Origin of the sequence: Pseudomonas tumuqii (assembly GCF_013184545.1) — a bacterium.
In the GTDB taxonomy this organism is placed as follows: Bacteria; Pseudomonadota; Gammaproteobacteria; order Pseudomonadales; family Pseudomonadaceae; genus Aquipseudomonas; species Aquipseudomonas tumuqii.
The window spans coordinates 259,115-276,926 of sequence record NZ_JAAOJA010000005.1; the positions used below are offsets into that span (position 1 = coordinate 259,115).

Consider the following 17,812-nt stretch of genomic DNA (forward strand, 5'->3'; position numbering starts at 1 on the left):
CCGACTGAATGGCCCCTGGAATGGTGCTTAACGCATCTGGAACAATTCCTGATGGAAGTCTTCCGGCTTCAGACCATGGGCCACCAGATCATCGCGCAGGGACTGGCCAAAGCCCGTAGGTCCGCAGAACCAGACGCTGGCATCCTGCCAGTCCGGAATTTCCTTGCGTAGGCGTTCGCCACTGAGGCGGCCGTTCTGGCCGGCCACCAACAGGTGCAACCTGACCCCCGCGGCGGTCGCATCGGCACGCAACTTATCAATGGCTTGGGGTGAGTACTCGCCGGAAGGATGGAACAGATCGATGTTGTGCTGACGATCAGGCTCCAGCGCCAGTTGCTTGAGCCGCGCCACAAAGGGCGTGATACCGATGCCGGCACCGATCCAGATCTGCCGCTGGTTCTGGTCTTCGAAGGTGAAACAGCCGTATGGCCCTTCCACCGTCACCAGGTCGCCCACGTGCAGGGTCTGCGGCAGTCGGCTGGTGTGGTCGCCCAGGGCTTTGGTGATGAAGCTGATCTGCGTTTGCGGCGGGTTCCAGGCCGAGGCGATGGTATAAGGGTGCGCGCCTTCCGATTCAGACGAGGTGACGAAGGCGAACTGACCGGCCTTGTGCCCGGGCCAGCCCGCTTGCAGTGCGATGTGGGTTTCCAGCACGTTCAGTTCCGGGTACTGAATCAGGGTTTGTATTTCACCTTGAACCTTGCGCCGGGCTCCGATGCGTTTGAACAACGCCTGGAACGCCGCCAGGGTGCCACCGACCAGCAGCAGGGCGGTGACTATGCCGACCGGCTCGGACCAGTAGGCGAACTTGACCAGCACCACAGTGTGGAACACCAGCACCAGGTAGAGCGCGGCCAGGATGATGTGGGTCTTGGCGAACCAGCGGTAGGGGAAGCGCTTGACCAGCGCCAGGATGATCAGCACCCCGGCAGCGTAGAACGCCCACTCGCCGAGGGTCTCGGCCAACCCGCGCTGGCTGCGCAGCAACTGCTCAATGGTGCCAAGTTCCGGGCCGGCACCGCGCCCCTTGACCGGTTTGCTCAGCCAGCCCCAGCCGACCGCCCACTTGGTCCCCTTGGCCCAGACCCAGTGCACGCTGGCAAACACCAGCACGCTGATGCCTAGCCACCTGTGCAACCGGTACATCTTGTCCAGTCCGCCAAGCAGCGGTTCGGGGCGGCGCGGGCGCACCGCCAGCATCATTGCCACGCTCATGGCCGCCATCGCGATGACTCCGGTGTATTGCACTAGCACCGCACGCAGCGAGAAATAGGTCAGCGGCTTCGGCAGGACGGTCTCTGCCAGTGCCCATAGCAGGGTTAGCCCTATCAGCAACGCCCACAAGGTTATCTTGATGTTCTTCATTTCGGACTCTGCGGTAAGGCTACGGTGGACATGCTCAAGCAAAAATAGCCACCGCAGAACAAGTTTTCGCCCGAACGATAAAAACACTGCTGCAGGTCAATTAATCACACAGCAAGGTGACACCTGCAAAGGTTCGGGGCGGCCGAATCCAGCCCGCAGCGGATGGCCGCCGGGATCGATTGGCGGGCAAGGTTTGCGGATCGGGGAAGAGGGCACCATGGCCTCCGATCATCGCGACAGGAGGTCGGCGTTGGCCATCGGCCTCGCGGAGATAGTCACATCCGGCCGTCTGCCTGACCAGGGATTCAGGTTGTCTGATGACTGCTCTTCGCCTTCCCTGCCACCCATAGCAGCGCCCGCCGACTACCATCCATGCGCCCACACTCGCCGGGCGGCGTGGTGTCTGCAGGGGCTGCTAAGGTGAAAGGCAGGATTCGCTCTTATCACCTCGGCGGCAGGAGGACGGAAGATGGCCAAGCGCGCGGCGGGCGGTTCGGCGGCGGCCGCGGGGATTGCCCTGCAGGCGGCGGCGCTGGATATCTGGGCGCAGAAGTACTGCCTGCGCGATCGTGACGGCAAGCCGCTGGATGCCGATATCGATGGCACCTGGCAGCGCATCGCCCGGGCCCTGGCCGAGGTGGAGGCGCCGCCGCTGCGCGAGCATTGGTATGCGGAGTTTCTCTGGGCGCTGCGCAATGGCGCGATTCCTGCCGGGCGGATCGTCGCCAATGCCGGTGCCGAGGCCTACAAGCCGGCGACCTCGACCATCAACTGCACGGTCTCCGGCACCCTCGCCGATTCCATGGAGGACATCCTCGGCAAGCTGGTCGAGGCCGGGCTGACGCTCAAGGCCGGCTGCGGCATCGGCTACGAGTTCTCCACCCTGCGCCCGCGTGGCGCCCTGGTTTCCGGCGCCGGGGCGCAGACCAGCGGGCCGCTGTCGTTCATGGATATCTTCGACAAGATGTGTTTCACCATCAGCTCGGCCGGCGGTCGCCGTGGGGCGCAGATGGCCACCTTCGATATCGCCCACCCGGATGTGCGCGCGTTCATCGCCGCCAAGCGCGAGGACGGCCGGCTGCGCCAGTTCAACCTGAGCCTGCTGGTCGGCGACGACTTCATGCGCGCGGTGGAGGCCGACGCCGACTGGCCGCTGCTGTTCCCGCTGCATGCCAAGGAGCGCGCAGCGCTGGATCTCGACGATCCGGCCCAGGTGCGCTGGCGCGACTGGCCGCTGCACGACGGCTATTGCGTGCGCGAAGACGGCCTGGTGGCCTGCAAGGTCTACGCCACGCTGCCTGCCCGTGAGCTGTGGGATGCGCTGATGGCGGCCACCTACGACTACGGCGAGCCGGGCTTTATCCTCATCGACCGGGTTAATCAGCAGAACAACAACTGGTGGTGCGAGGACATCCGCGCAAGCAATCCGTGCGGTGAACAGCCCCTGCCGCCCTATGGCGCCTGCCTGCTCGGTTCGCTCAACTTGACCGCCTTCGTCGAGGCGCCGTTCGCCGCCGACGCGCGCTTCGATTGGGACAGGTTCCGCCGCGTGGTGCGCATCTTCACCCGCCTGCTGGACAACGTGGTGGAGATCAACGGCCTGCCGCTGGCAGCGCAGCGTGCCGAGATCTTCGCCAAGCGCCGGCATGGCATGGGATTTCTCGGCCTGGGTTCGGCATTGGCGCTGCTCAAGCTGCGCTATGGCAGCCCGCAGGCCTGCGCGTTCACCGAGGAGGTGGCGCGCGAGATGGCCCTGACCGGCTGGCAGGTGGGCCTGGAGCTGGCCGAGGAGAAAGGCCCGGCGCCGCTGCTGGCCGAGGAGTTCGAGGTGACCGCGGCGATGCTGCGTCAGCGCCCGGAGATGGTCGCCGACGGCCATCAGGTCGGCGACCGCCTGCCGGGCCGGGTGCTGCACGCCAAGTATTCGCGCTACATGCAGCACCTGGCCGAGCATGCGCCGCAACTGGTGGCGGCGCTGGCCGAGCGCGGCGCGCGTTTCACCCACCACAGCTCCATCGCCCCGACCGGGACCATCAGCCTGAGCCTGGCCAACAACGCCTCCAACGGCATCGAACCGAGCTTCGCCCAGCGCTATTCGCGCAACCTGATCCGCGCCGGGCGCAAGGCCAAGGATCGGGTCGAGGTGCTCAGCTACGAGCTGCTGGCCTACCGCGCGCGGGTCAACCCGCGCGCCCGGCCCGGCGCGGAGGACCCGGCCGAGCGGCTGCCGGACTACTTCGTCAGTAGCGAGGACATCAGCCCCAGCGAGCATGTGGACATCCAGGCCGCGGCGCAGAAGTGGGTCGACTCGTCGATCTCCAAGACCGCCAACGTGCCCGCCGATTACCCCTTTGCGGCGTTCAAGGACATCTACCGTTACGCCTGGCGCCAGGGTCTCAAGGGTTGCACCACCTTTCGCTTCAACCCGGCGGCGTTCCAGGGCGTGCTGGTCAAGGAGGCGGACCTGGCGCGCACCCGCTATCGCTTCGAGCTGGAGGACGGCAGCCTGGTGGAGCTGGCGGGCAACGAGGAGGTCGAGTACGACGGTGAGGTGCACAGCGCCGCCAACCTGTTCGAGGCTTTGAAGGAAGGCTATTACGGCAAGTATTGAGCGGGTTTGCCGCGCCGCTTCAGCGGTGGCCGGCCACCCGCAGGGAGCGGGTCATGGTGGTGAAGATCGAGCAGCGCATCAAGGGTTTCCAGGTGATCGACGAGGTCGAGGCGATGCAGCGCGCGGCCGCCGCCGAGACGCCGGTGCCGGTGCAGATGGACGAGACCCTGCAGCGCCCGGAGAGCCTGTTCGGCGTCACCTACAAGATCAAGTCGCCGCTGTTCGAGCATGCGCTCTACGTCACCATCAACGACATAGTCCTCAACGCCGGCACGCCCCACGAGCAGCGCCGGCCGTTCGAGATATTCATCAACTCCAAGGGCATGGAGCATTTCCAGTGGATAGTGGCGCTGACCCGGATCATGTCGGCGGTGTTCCGCAAGGGCGGCGACTGCACCTTCCTGGTCGAGGAGCTGAAGGCGGTGTTCGATCCGCGCGGCGGCTACCTCAAGCGCGGCGGCGTCTACATGCCGTCGCTGGTGGCCGAGATCGGCGCGGTGCTGGAGCGCCACCTGACCGCCATCGGCCTGCTCAAGGGCCACGAACTGGATGAAGGGCAACGCCGCTTGCTGGCGCAGAAGTGGGCGGTCTACCAGGCCAGCCAGGACGCCAGCGCGGTGGAGCCGGGCGAGGGCTTCCCGCCCGGTGCGCAGCTGTGCAGCAAGTGCCAGACCCAGGCGGTGGTGCACCTGGAAGGTTGCGCCACCTGCTTGAATTGCGGTTATTCGCGCTGTGGTTGAGGCAGCACCCTAGGGGCCGTTACAGGGCGAACGGCAGCGCCACCTCGACCTGCTGGCGATGCAGCAGGCGGTGCTGGAACTCGCCGGGGTCGTGGATCAGCACTTGCTGACCGGCGAAGGAGTCGGCGGCGATCAGCCGCGACAGCCAGAAGCGCACGCAGGCGATGCGCAGCATGGCCGGCCACAGTTCGGCCTCGGCCGGGGTGAAGGGGCGCAGGCTGGCATAGGCGCCGAGCAGGGCCTGGGCACGGTGCGGATCGAGACTGCCATCGGCGTCCGAGCACCAGTCATTCAGGGCGATCGCCAGGTCGTAGAGCATCGGGCCGGCACAGGCGTTGTAGAAGTCGATCACGCCGGCCAGGTGATTGCCGTCGAACAGCACGTTGTCGCGGAACAGGTCGGCGTGCAGGTTGGCCCGCGGCAAGGCGAGGATGCGCGGCTTGAGCGCATGGATCTCCGCCAGGGCATCGCGCAGCAGCGGCAATTGCGTCTCCGGCAGTTTCAGCGCCAGGCTCGGCCCCTCTTCGAGCATCCAGTCCAGGCCGCGATCGCTCTGCCGTTCCAGCACATGTGCGCGGGTGGCCAGGTGAATGTGCGCCAGCAGGTTGCCGACTTCCTGGCAATGATGCGGGTTGGCCAGGCTGACGTGCTTGCCCGGCAGGCGCGGCTGCAACAGCGCCGGCTTCTCCGCCAGGCTGCGCAGCGCTTCACCGCTCTCGGTGCGCAGGGCATAGGGCACCGGCAGGCCGGCCTCATGCAGGACATCGAGCAGTTCGATAAAGAACGGCAGGTCGGCGCTGGGGCCGCGCTCGATCAGGGTCAGGACGAACTCGCCCTGTTCCAGGCTGACGAAGAAGTTGCTGTTCTCGCTGCCCGCGACGATGCCCTGGAAGTCGCGCAGGCGACCCAGGCCATAGGGCGCGAGAAAGGCTTCCAACTCGTGACGCTCCAGGGGGGTGAATACCGACATATCAGAACCGCCGACTTAACATGTGCTGCCTTACCATTTAAAAATTTCCCAGGCCGGAATCAGCATGTCCGGAGAGTCCGAACGGACGAAGTTGCCGTCACTGCCGTCGGCGCGCACCAGAAAGTAAGGTTTGCCGGTCTTGGGGGTGATTTTGATTGCATAGAGGAAGCCGTTGACCCGGTATTCCTCGATGGTCTTGTCGCCTTCCTGGCGGATGGTCACGTCCGGATCGGCGGACGGCGCATCATCGGCATAGGCGGCGAGCGAAGCGACAGCCAACAGGCTGGCCAGCAACAAGCTATTGAGTGTGCGCATGATAACCTTGTCCCTTTGTTTTCAATGGTGCGGTCATTCTAACGCCGCCCCCGCCGAAAAGGTTGATCCTGCTCATGAGCCAAGCCCCTCTCGTCCTGGTCGACGGTTCCTCGTACCTCTACCGCGCCTTCCATGCCCTGCCGCCGCTGACCACCTCCAGGGGCTTGCCCACCGGGGCGGTGAAGGGCGTGCTGAACATGCTCAAAAGCCTGCGCAAGCAGTATCCCGATAGCCCCTTCGCGGTGGTGTTCGACGCCAAGGGCGGCACCTTCCGCGATGCGCTGTTCGCCGAGTACAAGGCCAATCGGCCGTCGATGCCCGACGATCTGCGCGTGCAGGTCGAACCGTTGCACGCCAGCGTCAAGGCGCTGGGCTTTCCGCTGCTCTGCGTCGACAACGTCGAAGCCGATGACGTGATCGGCACCCTGGCCCGCCAATGCGCCGGCGAAGGTCGCGACGTGGTGATTTCCACCGGCGACAAGGACATGGCCCAGCTGGTCTGCCCGCACGTTACGCTGGTCAACACCATGACCGGTAGCGTCTATGACATCGATGGCGTGAAAGAGAAATTCGGTGTCGGTCCTGAGCTGATCATCGACTACCTGGCGCTGATGGGCGATAAGGTCGACAACATTCCGGGGGTGCCGGGGGTCGGCGAGAAAACCGCGCTGGGTCTGCTGGTCGGCATCGGTGGCGGCCTCGACGTGATCTACGCCAACCTCGACCAGGTGGCCGGACTGCCGATCCGTGGGGCCAAGACCCTGGCGGCCAAGCTCACCGAGCACCGCGACATGGCCTACCTGTCCTACGAGCTGGCGACCATCAAGCTGGACGTGCCCCTGAACCTGGAAATCGACGCGCTGCATCCCGGCGCCGCTGATGTGCCGACGCTGATCGAGCTGTACGACGAGCTGGAGTTCAAGAGCTGGCGCGATGAGCTGTTGCGCCAGAACCAAGGCCAGGCCGCCAAGGGCGGCAAGCTCGCCGGCGCCGCGGCGCCGGCCGCCGACCTGTTTAGCCTGGCCGCCAGCGCTGCGCCGCCAGCGCAGCCGGCCCTGATCATCCCGACCCCGTCTGGCTACCTGACGATTCTCGAGCAGGCCCAGTTCGATCGCTGGCTGGAGAAGCTCAGAGGCGCCGAGCTGATCGCCTTCGACACCGAAACCACCGGCCTCGACGCGCAGAAGGCGCAGCTGGTGGGCCTGTCGTTTGCGGTCACGGCTGGTGAAGCCGCCTATATTCCGCTGGCCCACTCCTACATGGGCGTGCCGGCGCAGCTCGATCGCGACCAGGTGCTGGCGGCGCTCAAGCCGATTCTCGAGGATCCGCGCAAGGCCAAGGTCGGCCAGCACGCCAAGTACGACATCAATATCCTCGCCAATGCCTCGACGCCCATCGCGGTGCAGGGAGTGGCCTTCGACACCATGCTCGAGTCCTACGTGCTCGACTCCACGGCGACCCGCCATGACATGGACAGCCTGGCGCTGAAATACCTCGACCACAGCACCATCCGCTTCGAGGACATCGCCGGCAAGGGCGCCAAGCAGCTGACCTTCGACCAGATCGCCCTGGAACTGGCCGGGCCTTATGCGGCGGAAGACGCCGATGTGACCCTGCGCCTGCACCAGGCCCTGTGGGCCAAGCTGGAAGCCGAACCGAGCCTGGCCAGGGTCCTGCGCGAGATCGAGATGCCGCTGGTGCCGGTGCTGGCGCGGATCGAGCGCCAGGGGGCGCTGGTCGACGCCAAGCTGCTCGGCCAGCACAGCGTCGAGCTGGGCGACAAGCTGGTGGCGCTGGAGCGTCAGGCCTTCGATATCGCCGGCGAGGAGTTCAACCTGTCATCGCCCAAGCAGCTCGGGGTGATCCTCTACGAGAAGCTCGGCCTGCCGATCATCAGCAAGACCGCCAAGGGCCAGGCATCCACCGCCGAAGCGGTACTCGCCGAACTGGCCGAGCAGGACTTCGAGCTGCCCAAGGTACTGATGCAGTACCGTACCCTGAGCAAGCTCAAGAGCACCTACACCGACCGCCTGCCGGAGCAGATCAACCCGCGTACCGGGCGCATCCACACCTCTTATCACCAGGCGGTGGCGGCCACCGGGCGCTTGTCGTCCTCGGACCCGAACCTGCAGAACATTCCGATCCGCACTGCCGAGGGCCGGCGCATTCGCCAGGCGTTCGTCGCGCCCGCCGGCTACAAGCTGCTGGCGGCGGACTACTCGCAGATCGAGCTGCGCATCATGGCCCACCTGGCCCAGGACGAAGGCCTGCTGGATGCCTTCCGCCATGACCGCGACGTGCACCGTGCTACCGCCGCCGAGGTGTTCGGCGTGCCACTGGACGCCGTCAGCGGCGATCAGCGGCGTAGTGCCAAGGCGATCAACTTCGGCCTGATCTACGGCATGAGCGCGTTCGGCCTGGCCAAGCAGATCGGCTGCGATCGCAAGCAGGCGCAGGCCTATATCGACGTTTACTTTGCCCGCTATCCGGGCGTACTCGCCTATATGGAGCGCACCCGAGAGCAGGCCGCCGAGCAGGGCTATGTCGAGACCCTGTTCGGCCGCCGCCTGTACCTGCCGGAGATCCGCTCGAGCAATCAGGGACTGCGCAAAGGCGCCGAACGTACCGCGATCAACGCGCCCATGCAGGGCACCGCCGCGGACATCATCAAGCGCGCGATGATCGCGGTGGACAACTGGCTGAGCGAATCGGGGCTGGATGCCAAGGTGATCCTGCAGGTGCACGATGAACTGGTGCTGGAGGTGCGCGAAGACCTGCTCGAGCAGGTGCGCGAGCGGATCAAGCAGCTGATGAGCGGTGCGGCCGAACTGGCTGTGCCGCTGCTGGTGGAAGTGGGTGTGGGCGATAACTGGGACGAGGCGCACTAAAACCGCGGTTTGGCCGGGAGAATCAGGCAACGGATGGGGGACGGCCGCGGCCTGGGTTGCCGGCTTTTAAAACCGCCAGGCATCAAGGACAGATGCTTTATGACCAATAGATTCTAAGACGCCACTGAACTTTGCCTTTGCACCGGCAGTCAGAGTCTACGAATGGCCCAGAAAGCCGTTCGATGCTCCTTGTTGTGTTAAGTGTTGGCAGATATCTGAACCCCGCCCTAGCGGTTCAGACCTTTAGATCCCGAGCTTCTCTCTCCCCATATGAGGCTCGGGGTTTTTTTTGTCCGGCGGAAAGTACCCGGCGCCGAATCAGGCCTCGGCTTCCTCATCGTCTGGCAGCGCGAACTCACCCAATTGCAGCCATTCGGCCAGCACCGCCTGGGCTTCTTCGATGCCCTGGCGCTTGGGCGCGGAAAACAGCTGGATGCTCACCCGGTCGCCCCAGCGCTTGCGGATGTCCTGCTGCACCTTGAGCAGCGCGGTCTTGGCGGCGCCGAAGGCCAGCTTGTCGGCCTTGGTCAGGAGGATGTGCATGGGCATCTCGCTGGCCGTCGACCAGTCCAGCATCAGGATGTCGAACTCGGTCAGCGGGTGACGAATGTCCATCATCAGCATCAGCCCGCGCAGGCTTTCGCGGCTGCCCAGATAGGCTTCCAGGTGCTTCTGCCAGTGCAGCTTCAGGGGAATCGGTACTTTTGCGTAGCCGTAACCCGGCAGGTCGACCAGGCGCCGGTCATCGTCCAGGCGGAAGAAGTTGAGCAACTGGGTGCGCCCCGGAGTTTTCGAGGTGCGCGCCAGGCTGGCGTGGGTCAGGGTGTTCAGCGCGCTGGACTTGCCGGCGTTGGAGCGGCCGGCGAAGGCGACTTCGTGGCCCAGATCGTCCGGACATTGGTCGACCTTGGCGGCGCTGATCTGAAAGGTGGCTTGTTGGCACAGGCCGATAATGGGGTTCTTAGCTTGCATCAGGGTATCCGGTGAGGGCGGGCATAATGGAAATTGCAGGTGCGCAGCCCTTGCGACATTTGCGCACATCCTGCCGGGCGCCACGCGGCGCGGCAAGCGGCGTCGTTTCCGTTTCAGTGACGCCAGTATATAATGCCGCAGATTTTGTGTGCGCTTTGTCCCACTCGCAGGATAAGTGTTCATGGGAACGATTGAGAACCTCTGCCCTTAGAAGCAGCACGTTCCCTCCTCCCTGATGAGGTCGATCTGATGAAAAAAATGCTGCTTGCCGCTGGTGTGTTGATGTTGTCGTTCAATAGCCATGCCGCCCAGGATCCCGAGGCTGTCTACGCTCGTACCTGTGGCGCTTGCCATAACGGCCAGCTGCCGACGGCGCCGCAAAAAGGCGACAAGGCTGCTTGGGAACCTCGCTTGGCCAAAGGCATGGACGTGCTGGTACAGAGCGTCACCAATGGTTTGAATGCCATGCCACCGCGTGGCTTGTGCATGGACTGCACCGCCGAGGATTACCAAGCCGTCATACAGTGGATGACCGAGTAAATCCGGCCCATAACTCTTTCTCTCTTAGCCGTAGTTGGATTAGTTGATGAATAAAATACTCGTGAGTCTGCTGTTGACCCTGGGCATCACCGGTTTGGCCCAGGCCGCTGGTGACGCTGCCGCCGGTCAGGGCAAGGTCGTCGTGTGTGGCGCTTGCCACGGTGCCGATGGCAACAGTGCTGCCCCGAACTTCCCGAAACTGGCCGGTCAGGGCGAGCGTTACCTGCTCAAGCAACTGAACGACATCAAGTCGGGTACTCGGCCTGTGGTGGAAATGACCGGTCTGCTGGATAGCCTCAGCGACCAGGATCTGGCCGATATTTCCGCGTATTACGCCAGCCAGAAGATGAGCGTGGGCGCCGCCGACCCGAAACTGGTCGCGCGCGGTGAAGCACTGTTCCGTGGCGGCAAGTTGAACGAAGGCATGCCCGCCTGCACCGGTTGCCATTCGCCCGATGGTGCGGGTCTCGACGCTGCCGGCTTCCCGCAAATCGGTGGCCAGCATGCCGGTTATGTGGCCAAGCAGTTGACCGATTTCCGTGAAGGCAATCGGACCAACGACGGCGACAGCATGATCATGCGCGGCATCGCCGCCAAGCTGAGCAACAAGGATATCGAAGCGGTATCCAGCTTCATCCAGGGCCTGCACTGAGCCTTGCCGCGGGTGATGTAAGAACCTGCAAAGAAAAGGGTGGCTGCGGCCACCCTTTTTCGTTTGTCAGCCCGCTACAATGGCTGGAACCTGGCCCGCAGCGCAGAGTCTGATTTCCGACTCGTCGCTGGGCGACGCTTAGGTCATGGAAAGAAATAACTGCTACGTATTGCGCCGGATTTTCGTTTGCCTTCAAGGCACGGCAAGGCGCGCATAGTCGTTCTATGTAAGCTTTGCTGTAACGCCGAAGGCGGACGAAAAGACCAGCAAGAGGTCGTAGTTATTTATTGACAGGCCCTTAACATCCAAGCAAGGAGTACCCCATGCGTAAACTGATCCTCGGCGCCGCCCTGGCCATCAGCAGCCTGTTCGCGCTGGCTGTTCAGGCAGAACCCGAAGCGGGCAAGAACTATGTCGAACTCGCCAGCCCGGTGCCGGTAGCCAAGCCCGGGCAGATCGAGGTGGTCGAGTTGTTCTGGTACGGCTGTGGGCATTGCTATCAGTTCGAGTCGACCATCAATCCGTGGGTCGAGCAGTTGCCGGAAGACGTCAATTTCGTGCGCATCCCGGCCTTGTTCGGTGGCCTGTGGAACGTCCATGGTCAGGGCTTCATCACCCTGCAAGCGCTGAAGGTGGAGCCTGCGGTGCATGCCGCCGTATTCGACGCCATCCACAAGCAAGGCAAGAAGCTGGCGACGGCAGAAGAAATGGCCGAATACCTCGCCACCCAGGGGGTCGACAAGGACACCTTTCTCAAGACCTACAATTCCTTCGGCGTGAAGAGCCAGATGGAAAAGGCCAAGAAACTGGCCATGGCCTACCAGATCAACGGTGTGCCGGTGATGGTCGTCAACGGCAAGTACCGCTTCGACATCGGCAGCGCCGGCGGTGCCAAGCAGGCCCTGCAGGTGGCCGATTACCTGATCGATAAAGAGCGCGCCGCGCAGTAGGCGGCCGCCACGAGCGCCGAGCATGCTGCGTCGTTGGTCGAGCAGCCGCCAGGTTGGCCTGTGTGATCCACAGGTCAACCCGCAGTGCACTGCGGCCGGCGATTGGCCCTGCGGCGGGCGCCTGCGCCTGCTCAGCTTCAATATCCAGGTCGGCATCAACACCCAGCGCTACCATCACTACCTGACGCGCAGCTGGCAGCACCTGCTGCCGCACAACGGCCGCGCCGGCAATCTGCAACGCATCGGCGATCTGCTGGCGGATTACGACCTGGTTGCCCTGCAGGAAGTCGATGGCGGCAGCCTGCGGTCCGGCTACGTCAACCAGGTCGAACACCTGGCCCACCTCGGTGCCTTTCCCTACTGGTACCAGCAGCTCAATCGCAACCTGGGCCGCCTGGCCCAGCACAGCAATGGCGTACTCAGCCGGCTGCGCCCAAGCCTGCTGGAGGATCACCCGCTGCCTGGCCCGCGCGGCCGCGGCGCGATGCTGCTGCAAATTGGCGACGGCGAGGACGCCATCGTGGTGGTGATGATGCACCTGGCGCTCGGGGTGCGGACCCGCACCCGCCAGTTGGCCTATATCCGCGAATTGATCGGCGGCTACCGGCATCAGATCCTGATGGGCGACATGAACACCCACGCCAGCGACCTGCTGCTGAGTTCGCCCTTGCGCGACCTTGGCCTGGTGGCGCCGCAGATCGAAGCGACGTTCCCCAGCTGGCGGCCGCAGCGCTGCCTCGACCATATCCTGCTCAGCCCCGGCCTGGCGCTGGAGCGCTTCGAGGTGCTGGCCCTGCCGATCTCCGATCACCTGCCGGTGGCCGTGGAAATTCGTCTGCCCCAGGCGTTGGGCGGCCTGCAGCCGGCTGGGTCGGGCCTGCCCGCCCGCGACGATGCACAATGAACAACGACGCCCGGCGCTGGAAAGACAAGTACCTGGCCGGCCTCGAACAGCAGGAAGTCCTCGAACGGCGCTGGGATGCCCGGGTCGATCTGCTGCGCCGGGGCCTGGTGCGCAGCAGCCTGGCGGCCGAGGGGGCCGATAAAGCGGTCGATCAGTGCATGCAGGATCTGCGCGAGATCTTGCGCCGCGACGATATGGATGCGGGACTCTCGGCGCTGATTCCGCGTCTGGAAAAAACCGTGCTGGACTCCGAACAGCGGCGCCAGCAGCGGGTCGGGCAGGTTGCCACTGCGCTGGTGGCGTTGGTTGATCAGTTGCTCGAACTGGATCTGCCACGCGAAGTGCGCAAGCCGCTGAAAGACTATGCCAAGCAGCTCGCTAGCCGGGCCGAGCAGGTGCGCGAGCTGCCGCTGCTGCTGGCCGAGTTGAGTGCCCTGCAGCAACAGGCGCTGACAGTGCTGGGGCACGAGCAGGTCGAGCGTCCGGGCTTGCTCCAGCGCCTGTTCGCCGGTCGCGCCACGGCCATCCATGAGCAGGCGGCCGCGGCCGCATCCGTGCCGCTGCCACAGCCGCTGCAGCCGGCGCTAGTGGCCTTGGCGGAGCCGGCGCCCGTTCGCCCCGTGGGCGAAGCAACGGCAGTTGCCGCCAGCCAGATCGCGGCGAACGCCGTCCACGTGCCGGCCCCGGTTGCGCCGGCAAGCGTGCTCGACAGCCTGCCGCTACCTGCCGGCCTGTTACCGCCGGCGGCACAGCCGGGCTCCGCGGAAGAACCCCTCGCACCTGCCGATCCCGAGTACGCCCTGCCGGCGCCGCCAGAGCCCGGTTACAGCGCCATCGCCAAGCATGTCGAGACAACCCTGCTCGGCCTGCTGGATGAGTTGGCCTTGCCGGAGCGCCACCAGGACCAGGCCGACCTGCTGCGCGAGCGGATTCTGGCCGGGCTGAATATGTATGAGCTGGTGCCGGTGCTGGACGATCTGGCCGTGCTGATGCTGGCCATCGCCGATGTCGGCCAGCGTGAATTCGAGGGTTACCTCAAGCAGCTCAATGAGCGTCTGGCGACGTTTCAGGGCGGCTTGCAAGACGCCCACGATGGCTACGCCGATTCGCTCAGCGCCGCGCGCGAACTGGATAGCGAACTGCGCCAGCAGGTCGACGGTCTGCACAGCAGCGTGCAGCAGGCAACCGAGCTGCACAGCCTCAAGGGGCTGGTGGAGAACCGCCTGAACGGTTTGCTGGGTACCATGGAGCAATACCAGCGCCAGCGTGACGAGCGTGAGCACCTGGTAGCCGGACGCCTGCAAATCCTGGTCGAACGAGTGGCGAACATGGAGCAGGAAGCCAAGGGCTTCCGTCAGCACCTGGAAGAGCAACGGCAGAAAGCCTTGCTCGATCCGCTCACCGGCCTGCCCAATCGCGCGGCCTGGAACGAGCGCCTGGCGCTGGAGTTGGCGCGCTGGCAGCGCTACGGCGGCGAACTGCTGCTGTCGGTGGTCGACATCGACCACTTCAAGCGGATCAACGACGAGTACGGCCACCTGGCCGGCGACAAGGTGCTGAAAATCATCGCCGGCGAACTGCACAAGCGCCTGCGCAAGACCGACTTCATCGCCCGCTTCGGCGGTGAGGAGTTCGCTCTGTTGATCCCGGCGACCCCCCTGGCCGGCGGCCTGCAACTGTTGGAAACCCTGCGTGCCGGCATCGAAGCCTGCCCGTTTCACTTCAGGGGTGAGCGGGTGACTATTACCCTGTCGGCCGGGATCAGTGCCTTCGCCAGCGCCGAGCGCGGCGAGCAGGTCTTCGAGCGCGCCGACCAGGCCCTGTACCGGGCCAAGCGCGGTGGCCGCAACTGCGTCGAGGTGGGCTGAGCAAGGCCTCAGGCCGCCCGGGGCAGATAGGGCCGCCAGGTCTCGGGAATCTGTTCCAGGCGCGGGTAGTTGAGCGCCTCCAGTTGCCGTGGCGAGAGCAGGAACGGCGTGTGGCGCAAATGCTCGGGCACATGGCGCAGTTCCGGCAGCCAGAGACTGACGTAGGTGGCGTCCGGGTCGTATTGGCGGGCCTGACGCAGGGCGTTGAAGGTGCGCTTGTGCCGCGGGTCAGAGCCGGCCCCGGCGAGATAGGCCCAATTGCCCCAGTTGCTCGCCGGGTCGTAGTCGATCAGGTGTTCCTCGAACCAGGCGGCGCCGTATCGCCAATCCTGTTGCAAGTCGTTGATCAGGTAACTGGCGACCACTTGCCGGCCGCGGCTGGACATGAAGCCGGTAGCGGCCAGTTCGCGCATATTGGCGTCCACCAGCGGCATGCCGGTACGACCCTGGCACCAGCGTTCGAAGCCTTGATCGAGGCGTTGCGGGGCATGCTCCGTGGCTTTCAGGCCGCCCGCCTTGAACAGCGCGCTGCCGTGGCGAAGCAGGGTCCAGCGAAAGAAGTCGCGCCAGAGCAGCTCCAGCCACAAGCAATAGGTTGAGTCGTTGCGCCCGTATTGCGCCTCATGACGGCGTAATTCGGCCACCACCCGCCGCGCCGAGAGGCTGCCGTTGGCCAGCCAGGGCGAGAATTTCGACGAGTACTCACTGCCGATCATGCCGTTGCGCGTGTCTTTGTAGTGGCGCACGCCCAGGCTGTTCCACAGGTAATCGCGCAGGCGTGCCTGCGCCGCGGTTTCGCCGCCGGAGAACGGGAAGGCGCTGGCCGGCACACTGAGCGGCTCGCCCAGGCCCAGCCGGGACAGGCTGGGCAGCACTTGCAGTAGCGCCTGCGCGCCGTCCGGCAAGGGCGGCAGCCGGTGGGGCGCGGGGCGGGGCTGGAACACGTGCAGGCGTTCCTCGAGCAGATTCTTGAACTGGCTAAACACATGCGGCAGCTGTTCGAGGGCGCAGGGCAGCTCATCCGCGTGCAACAGGTTGTTGCCGGGTGCTTGCAACAGGGCGACGCCGGCCAGCGCGTCTTGCACGCGGGCGAGTTGCGTGCGTTCGTCGGGGGCGATCTCCTCCAGGGTCAGCACCCGGTCCAGGCCGAGCTGGCTGACCAGCCGGGGGATCACCTGCTCTGGCGCGCCCGGCAGAACCAGCAGGTGCGAGCCGCGCTGGCGCAACGCGCCATCCAGCGCTACCAGACTCTCGAGGAGAAAGCGCGCCCGGTGCACGCCGAGCCGGCGGGTGCCGAAGGCGCAAGTCTGCAACTGCGCTGGATCGAAGACGAACACCGGCAGCAGGCACTCGGCATTCAGTCCGGCCTGCAAGGCCGGGTGATCGTCGAGGCGCAGATCCTGTTTGAACCACAGCAGTGCGCGCATGGTGGGTTCCTCGAGCGGCGGTCTGGCAAAATGGCCGGGTCACAGATAATGGCGCAACGAGTGTGCAACTGCCGCCGATTCGCCTCACGCAGGCGTTTTGCCGACAGACTCAGAGGTTGTGAAAATATTGAACGCCGCAGCGGGCGTTTGCAGGCGACCGCAGTAGGCGAGAGTTTTTTCACAAGCTCTCATGCCTACTACAACATTAGACTGTCGCGACCTGTCGAGGAGTGCTGCATGGACATTTTCGGTATCGCGGTGTTGATCTTTCTGGTGACCGACCCGTTCGGCAATATCGCCATCTTTATCGCCGCGCTGAAGAACGTCGCGCCCAGGCGCCGGCTGTGGATAGCGGGGCGCGAGTTGCTCTGTGCCCTGGCCTTGCTCCTGCTGTTCCTTACCTTTGGTGACAAAGTACTCAGCGCCCTCGGCCTATCGCGCGAGGCAACCGCGATTGCCGGCGGTATCATCCTGTTCGTGATTGCCATGCGCCTGATCTTTCCCGGCCCGCAGGGCGTGCTCGGCGATGTACCGGACGGTGAGCCGATGCTGGTGCCGCTGGCCACCCCGGCGGTGGCCGGGCCCTCGGCGCTGGCGGTGCTGATGACCCTGCGCAATACCCATGAAGGGCCGCTCTGGGAACTCTACCTGGCCGTCATCCTGGCGTGGGCGGCGACCGCCTTTATCCTGTTGCAGGCCTCGTTCCTGCAGCGTTTCCTCGGCCCACGCGGGTTGACCGCAGTGGAGCGACTGATGGGTATGCTGTTGATCATGCTCAGCGTCGACATGCTGCTGGATAACCTGCAAAGCGTGTTGCATATCCGCCCATGAGAGCCCTTTGTCTTGCCCTGTTGCTCACCCTGCTCGCCGGCTGTGCCAGCGGTCCGCGGATCGACAGCCGTTACACGGCGATCGGCCAGAACAGCCGGGTGCAGTACATCATCCTGCACTACACCTCGACCGATCTGCCGCGCTCCTTGCGCCTGCTGACCGAGGAAGAAGTCAGCAGCCATTACCTGATCGGCGCTGCACCGCCGACCATCTACCGCCTGGTCGATGAAAACCGCCGTGCCTGGCATGCCGGTGACAGCCAGTGGCAGGGGCGCACTTGGCTCAATAGCACCTCGATCGGTATCGAGCTGGTCAACCAGGGCTATTACGAGGGCCCTGCCGGACGCTACTGGCAACCCTATGCCCCGGCGCAGATCGACGCGCTGATCGAGCTGCTCAAGGACATCGTGCGCCGCCATCAGCTACCCCCCGGCAGCATCCTCGCGCACAGCGACGTGGCGCCGCAGCGCAAGGTCGATCCGGGGCCGCTGTTCCCCTGGAAACGCCTGGCCGACGCCGGTCTGCTGCCCTGGCCGGACGCCCAGGCCGTGGCGCAGCAGCAGGCCTCGTTCAGCCAGAGCCTGCCCACGGTGGCCTGGTTTCAGCAGCAACTGCAGCGTCAGGGCTATCTGGTGCCCGCGCATGGCGAGCTGGATGAGGCCACGCGCAATGTGCTGGCCGCCTTCCAGATGAAGTACCGTCAGGCGCGCTACGACGGTGAGCCGGATGCCGAGACGGCGGCGCTGCTGCTGGTGCTCAACAGCCAGCCCTGAGCCCTG

15 protein-coding genes are annotated in these 17,812 nt (G+C 64.9%); 10 read left to right on the top strand and 5 right to left on the bottom strand.

The annotated features are described in order from the left end of the window. Window positions 1-27 precede the first annotated feature (27 nt). Window positions 28-1,365, bottom strand: a complete 1,338-nt coding sequence (locus G9C89_RS12120; protein WP_172148178.1) for a ferredoxin reductase family protein — start codon at window positions 1,363-1,365, stop codon at window positions 28-30. 469 nt (window positions 1,366-1,834) lie between these two features. Here G9C89_RS12120 and G9C89_RS12125 point away from each other — a divergent pair, with 469 nt between their 5' ends. Next, entirely contained in the window at window positions 1,835-3,976 is a 2,142-nt protein-coding gene (locus G9C89_RS12125) for an adenosylcobalamin-dependent ribonucleoside-diphosphate reductase (protein ID WP_172148188.1), read from the top strand. Window positions 3,977-4,029: 53 nt separating this feature from the next. Continuing rightward, on the top strand, window positions 4,030-4,716 hold the full coding sequence (locus tag G9C89_RS12130) for a TSCPD domain-containing protein (RefSeq protein WP_172148190.1): 687 nt from the start codon (window positions 4,030-4,032) through the stop codon (window positions 4,714-4,716). A 19-nt stretch (window positions 4,717-4,735) separates the two neighbouring features. On the opposite strand, the gene G9C89_RS12135 is transcribed toward G9C89_RS12130, so the two are convergent. Then, the gene (locus G9C89_RS12135; protein ID WP_172148192.1) at window positions 4,736-5,686 is read right to left on the bottom strand and encodes a homoserine kinase; all 951 of its coding nucleotides are present in this window, start codon (window positions 5,684-5,686) and stop codon (window positions 4,736-4,738) included. A gap of 30 nt (window positions 5,687-5,716) precedes the next feature. Continuing rightward, window positions 5,717-6,001, bottom strand: a complete 285-nt coding sequence (locus G9C89_RS12140) for a DUF2782 domain-containing protein (RefSeq protein WP_172148194.1) — start codon at window positions 5,999-6,001, stop codon at window positions 5,717-5,719. Between the two features lie 74 nt (window positions 6,002-6,075). On the opposite strand from G9C89_RS12140, the gene polA reads away from it, so the two are divergent. After that, window positions 6,076-8,889: a DNA polymerase I gene (gene polA / locus G9C89_RS12145; protein ID WP_172148196.1), complete on the top strand. Its 2,814-nt coding sequence runs from the start codon at window positions 6,076-6,078 to the stop codon at window positions 8,887-8,889. A 318-nt stretch (window positions 8,890-9,207) separates the two neighbouring features. Here the strand turns inward: polA and yihA are convergent, their stop codons facing one another. Continuing rightward, window positions 9,208-9,861, bottom strand: coding sequence for a ribosome biogenesis GTP-binding protein YihA/YsxC (gene yihA / locus G9C89_RS12150; protein WP_172148198.1), 654 nt, complete (start codon window positions 9,859-9,861; stop codon window positions 9,208-9,210). 249 nt (window positions 9,862-10,110) lie between these two features. Between yihA and G9C89_RS12155 the strand changes: the two genes are divergently transcribed. The 5 genes from G9C89_RS12155 to G9C89_RS12175 all read left to right on the top strand — a co-directional run bounded on the left by G9C89_RS12155 (window position 10,111) and on the right by G9C89_RS12175 (window position 14,775). After that, the gene (locus tag G9C89_RS12155; protein WP_172148200.1) at window positions 10,111-10,401 is read left to right on the top strand and encodes a c-type cytochrome; all 291 of its coding nucleotides are present in this window, start codon (window positions 10,111-10,113) and stop codon (window positions 10,399-10,401) included. Window positions 10,402-10,447: 46 nt separating this feature from the next. Continuing rightward, complete coding sequence (locus tag G9C89_RS12160; RefSeq protein ID WP_172148202.1) at window positions 10,448-11,053, top strand: c-type cytochrome; 606 nt, start codon at window positions 10,448-10,450, stop codon at window positions 11,051-11,053. Between the two features lie 323 nt (window positions 11,054-11,376). Further along, entirely contained in the window at window positions 11,377-12,003 is a 627-nt protein-coding gene (locus G9C89_RS12165) for a thiol:disulfide interchange protein DsbA/DsbL (RefSeq protein ID WP_172148204.1), read from the top strand. Between the two features lie 22 nt (window positions 12,004-12,025). Further along, the gene (locus tag G9C89_RS12170; RefSeq protein ID WP_172148206.1) at window positions 12,026-12,907 is read left to right on the top strand and encodes an endonuclease/exonuclease/phosphatase family protein; all 882 of its coding nucleotides are present in this window, start codon (window positions 12,026-12,028) and stop codon (window positions 12,905-12,907) included. Then, a complete protein-coding gene (locus G9C89_RS12175; RefSeq protein WP_172148217.1) occupies window positions 12,904-14,775 on the top strand; it encodes a GGDEF domain-containing protein in 1,872 nt (623 codons plus the stop codon). The genes G9C89_RS12170 and G9C89_RS12175 overlap by 4 nt, the downstream gene beginning before the upstream one ends. A gap of 8 nt (window positions 14,776-14,783) precedes the next feature. On the opposite strand, the gene G9C89_RS12180 is transcribed toward G9C89_RS12175, so the two are convergent. Next, window positions 14,784-16,202, bottom strand: a complete 1,419-nt coding sequence (locus G9C89_RS12180) for a DASH family cryptochrome (protein WP_172148219.1) — start codon at window positions 16,200-16,202, stop codon at window positions 14,784-14,786. A 237-nt stretch (window positions 16,203-16,439) separates the two neighbouring features. Between G9C89_RS12180 and G9C89_RS12185 the strand changes: the two genes are divergently transcribed. After that, the gene (locus G9C89_RS12185) at window positions 16,440-17,033 is read left to right on the top strand and encodes a MarC family protein (protein WP_172148221.1); all 594 of its coding nucleotides are present in this window, start codon (window positions 16,440-16,442) and stop codon (window positions 17,031-17,033) included. Beyond that, the gene (locus tag G9C89_RS12190; protein ID WP_172148223.1) at window positions 17,030-17,806 is read left to right on the top strand and encodes an N-acetylmuramoyl-L-alanine amidase; all 777 of its coding nucleotides are present in this window, start codon (window positions 17,030-17,032) and stop codon (window positions 17,804-17,806) included. The genes G9C89_RS12185 and G9C89_RS12190 overlap by 4 nt, the downstream gene beginning before the upstream one ends. Window positions 17,807-17,812: the final 6 nt, after the last annotated feature.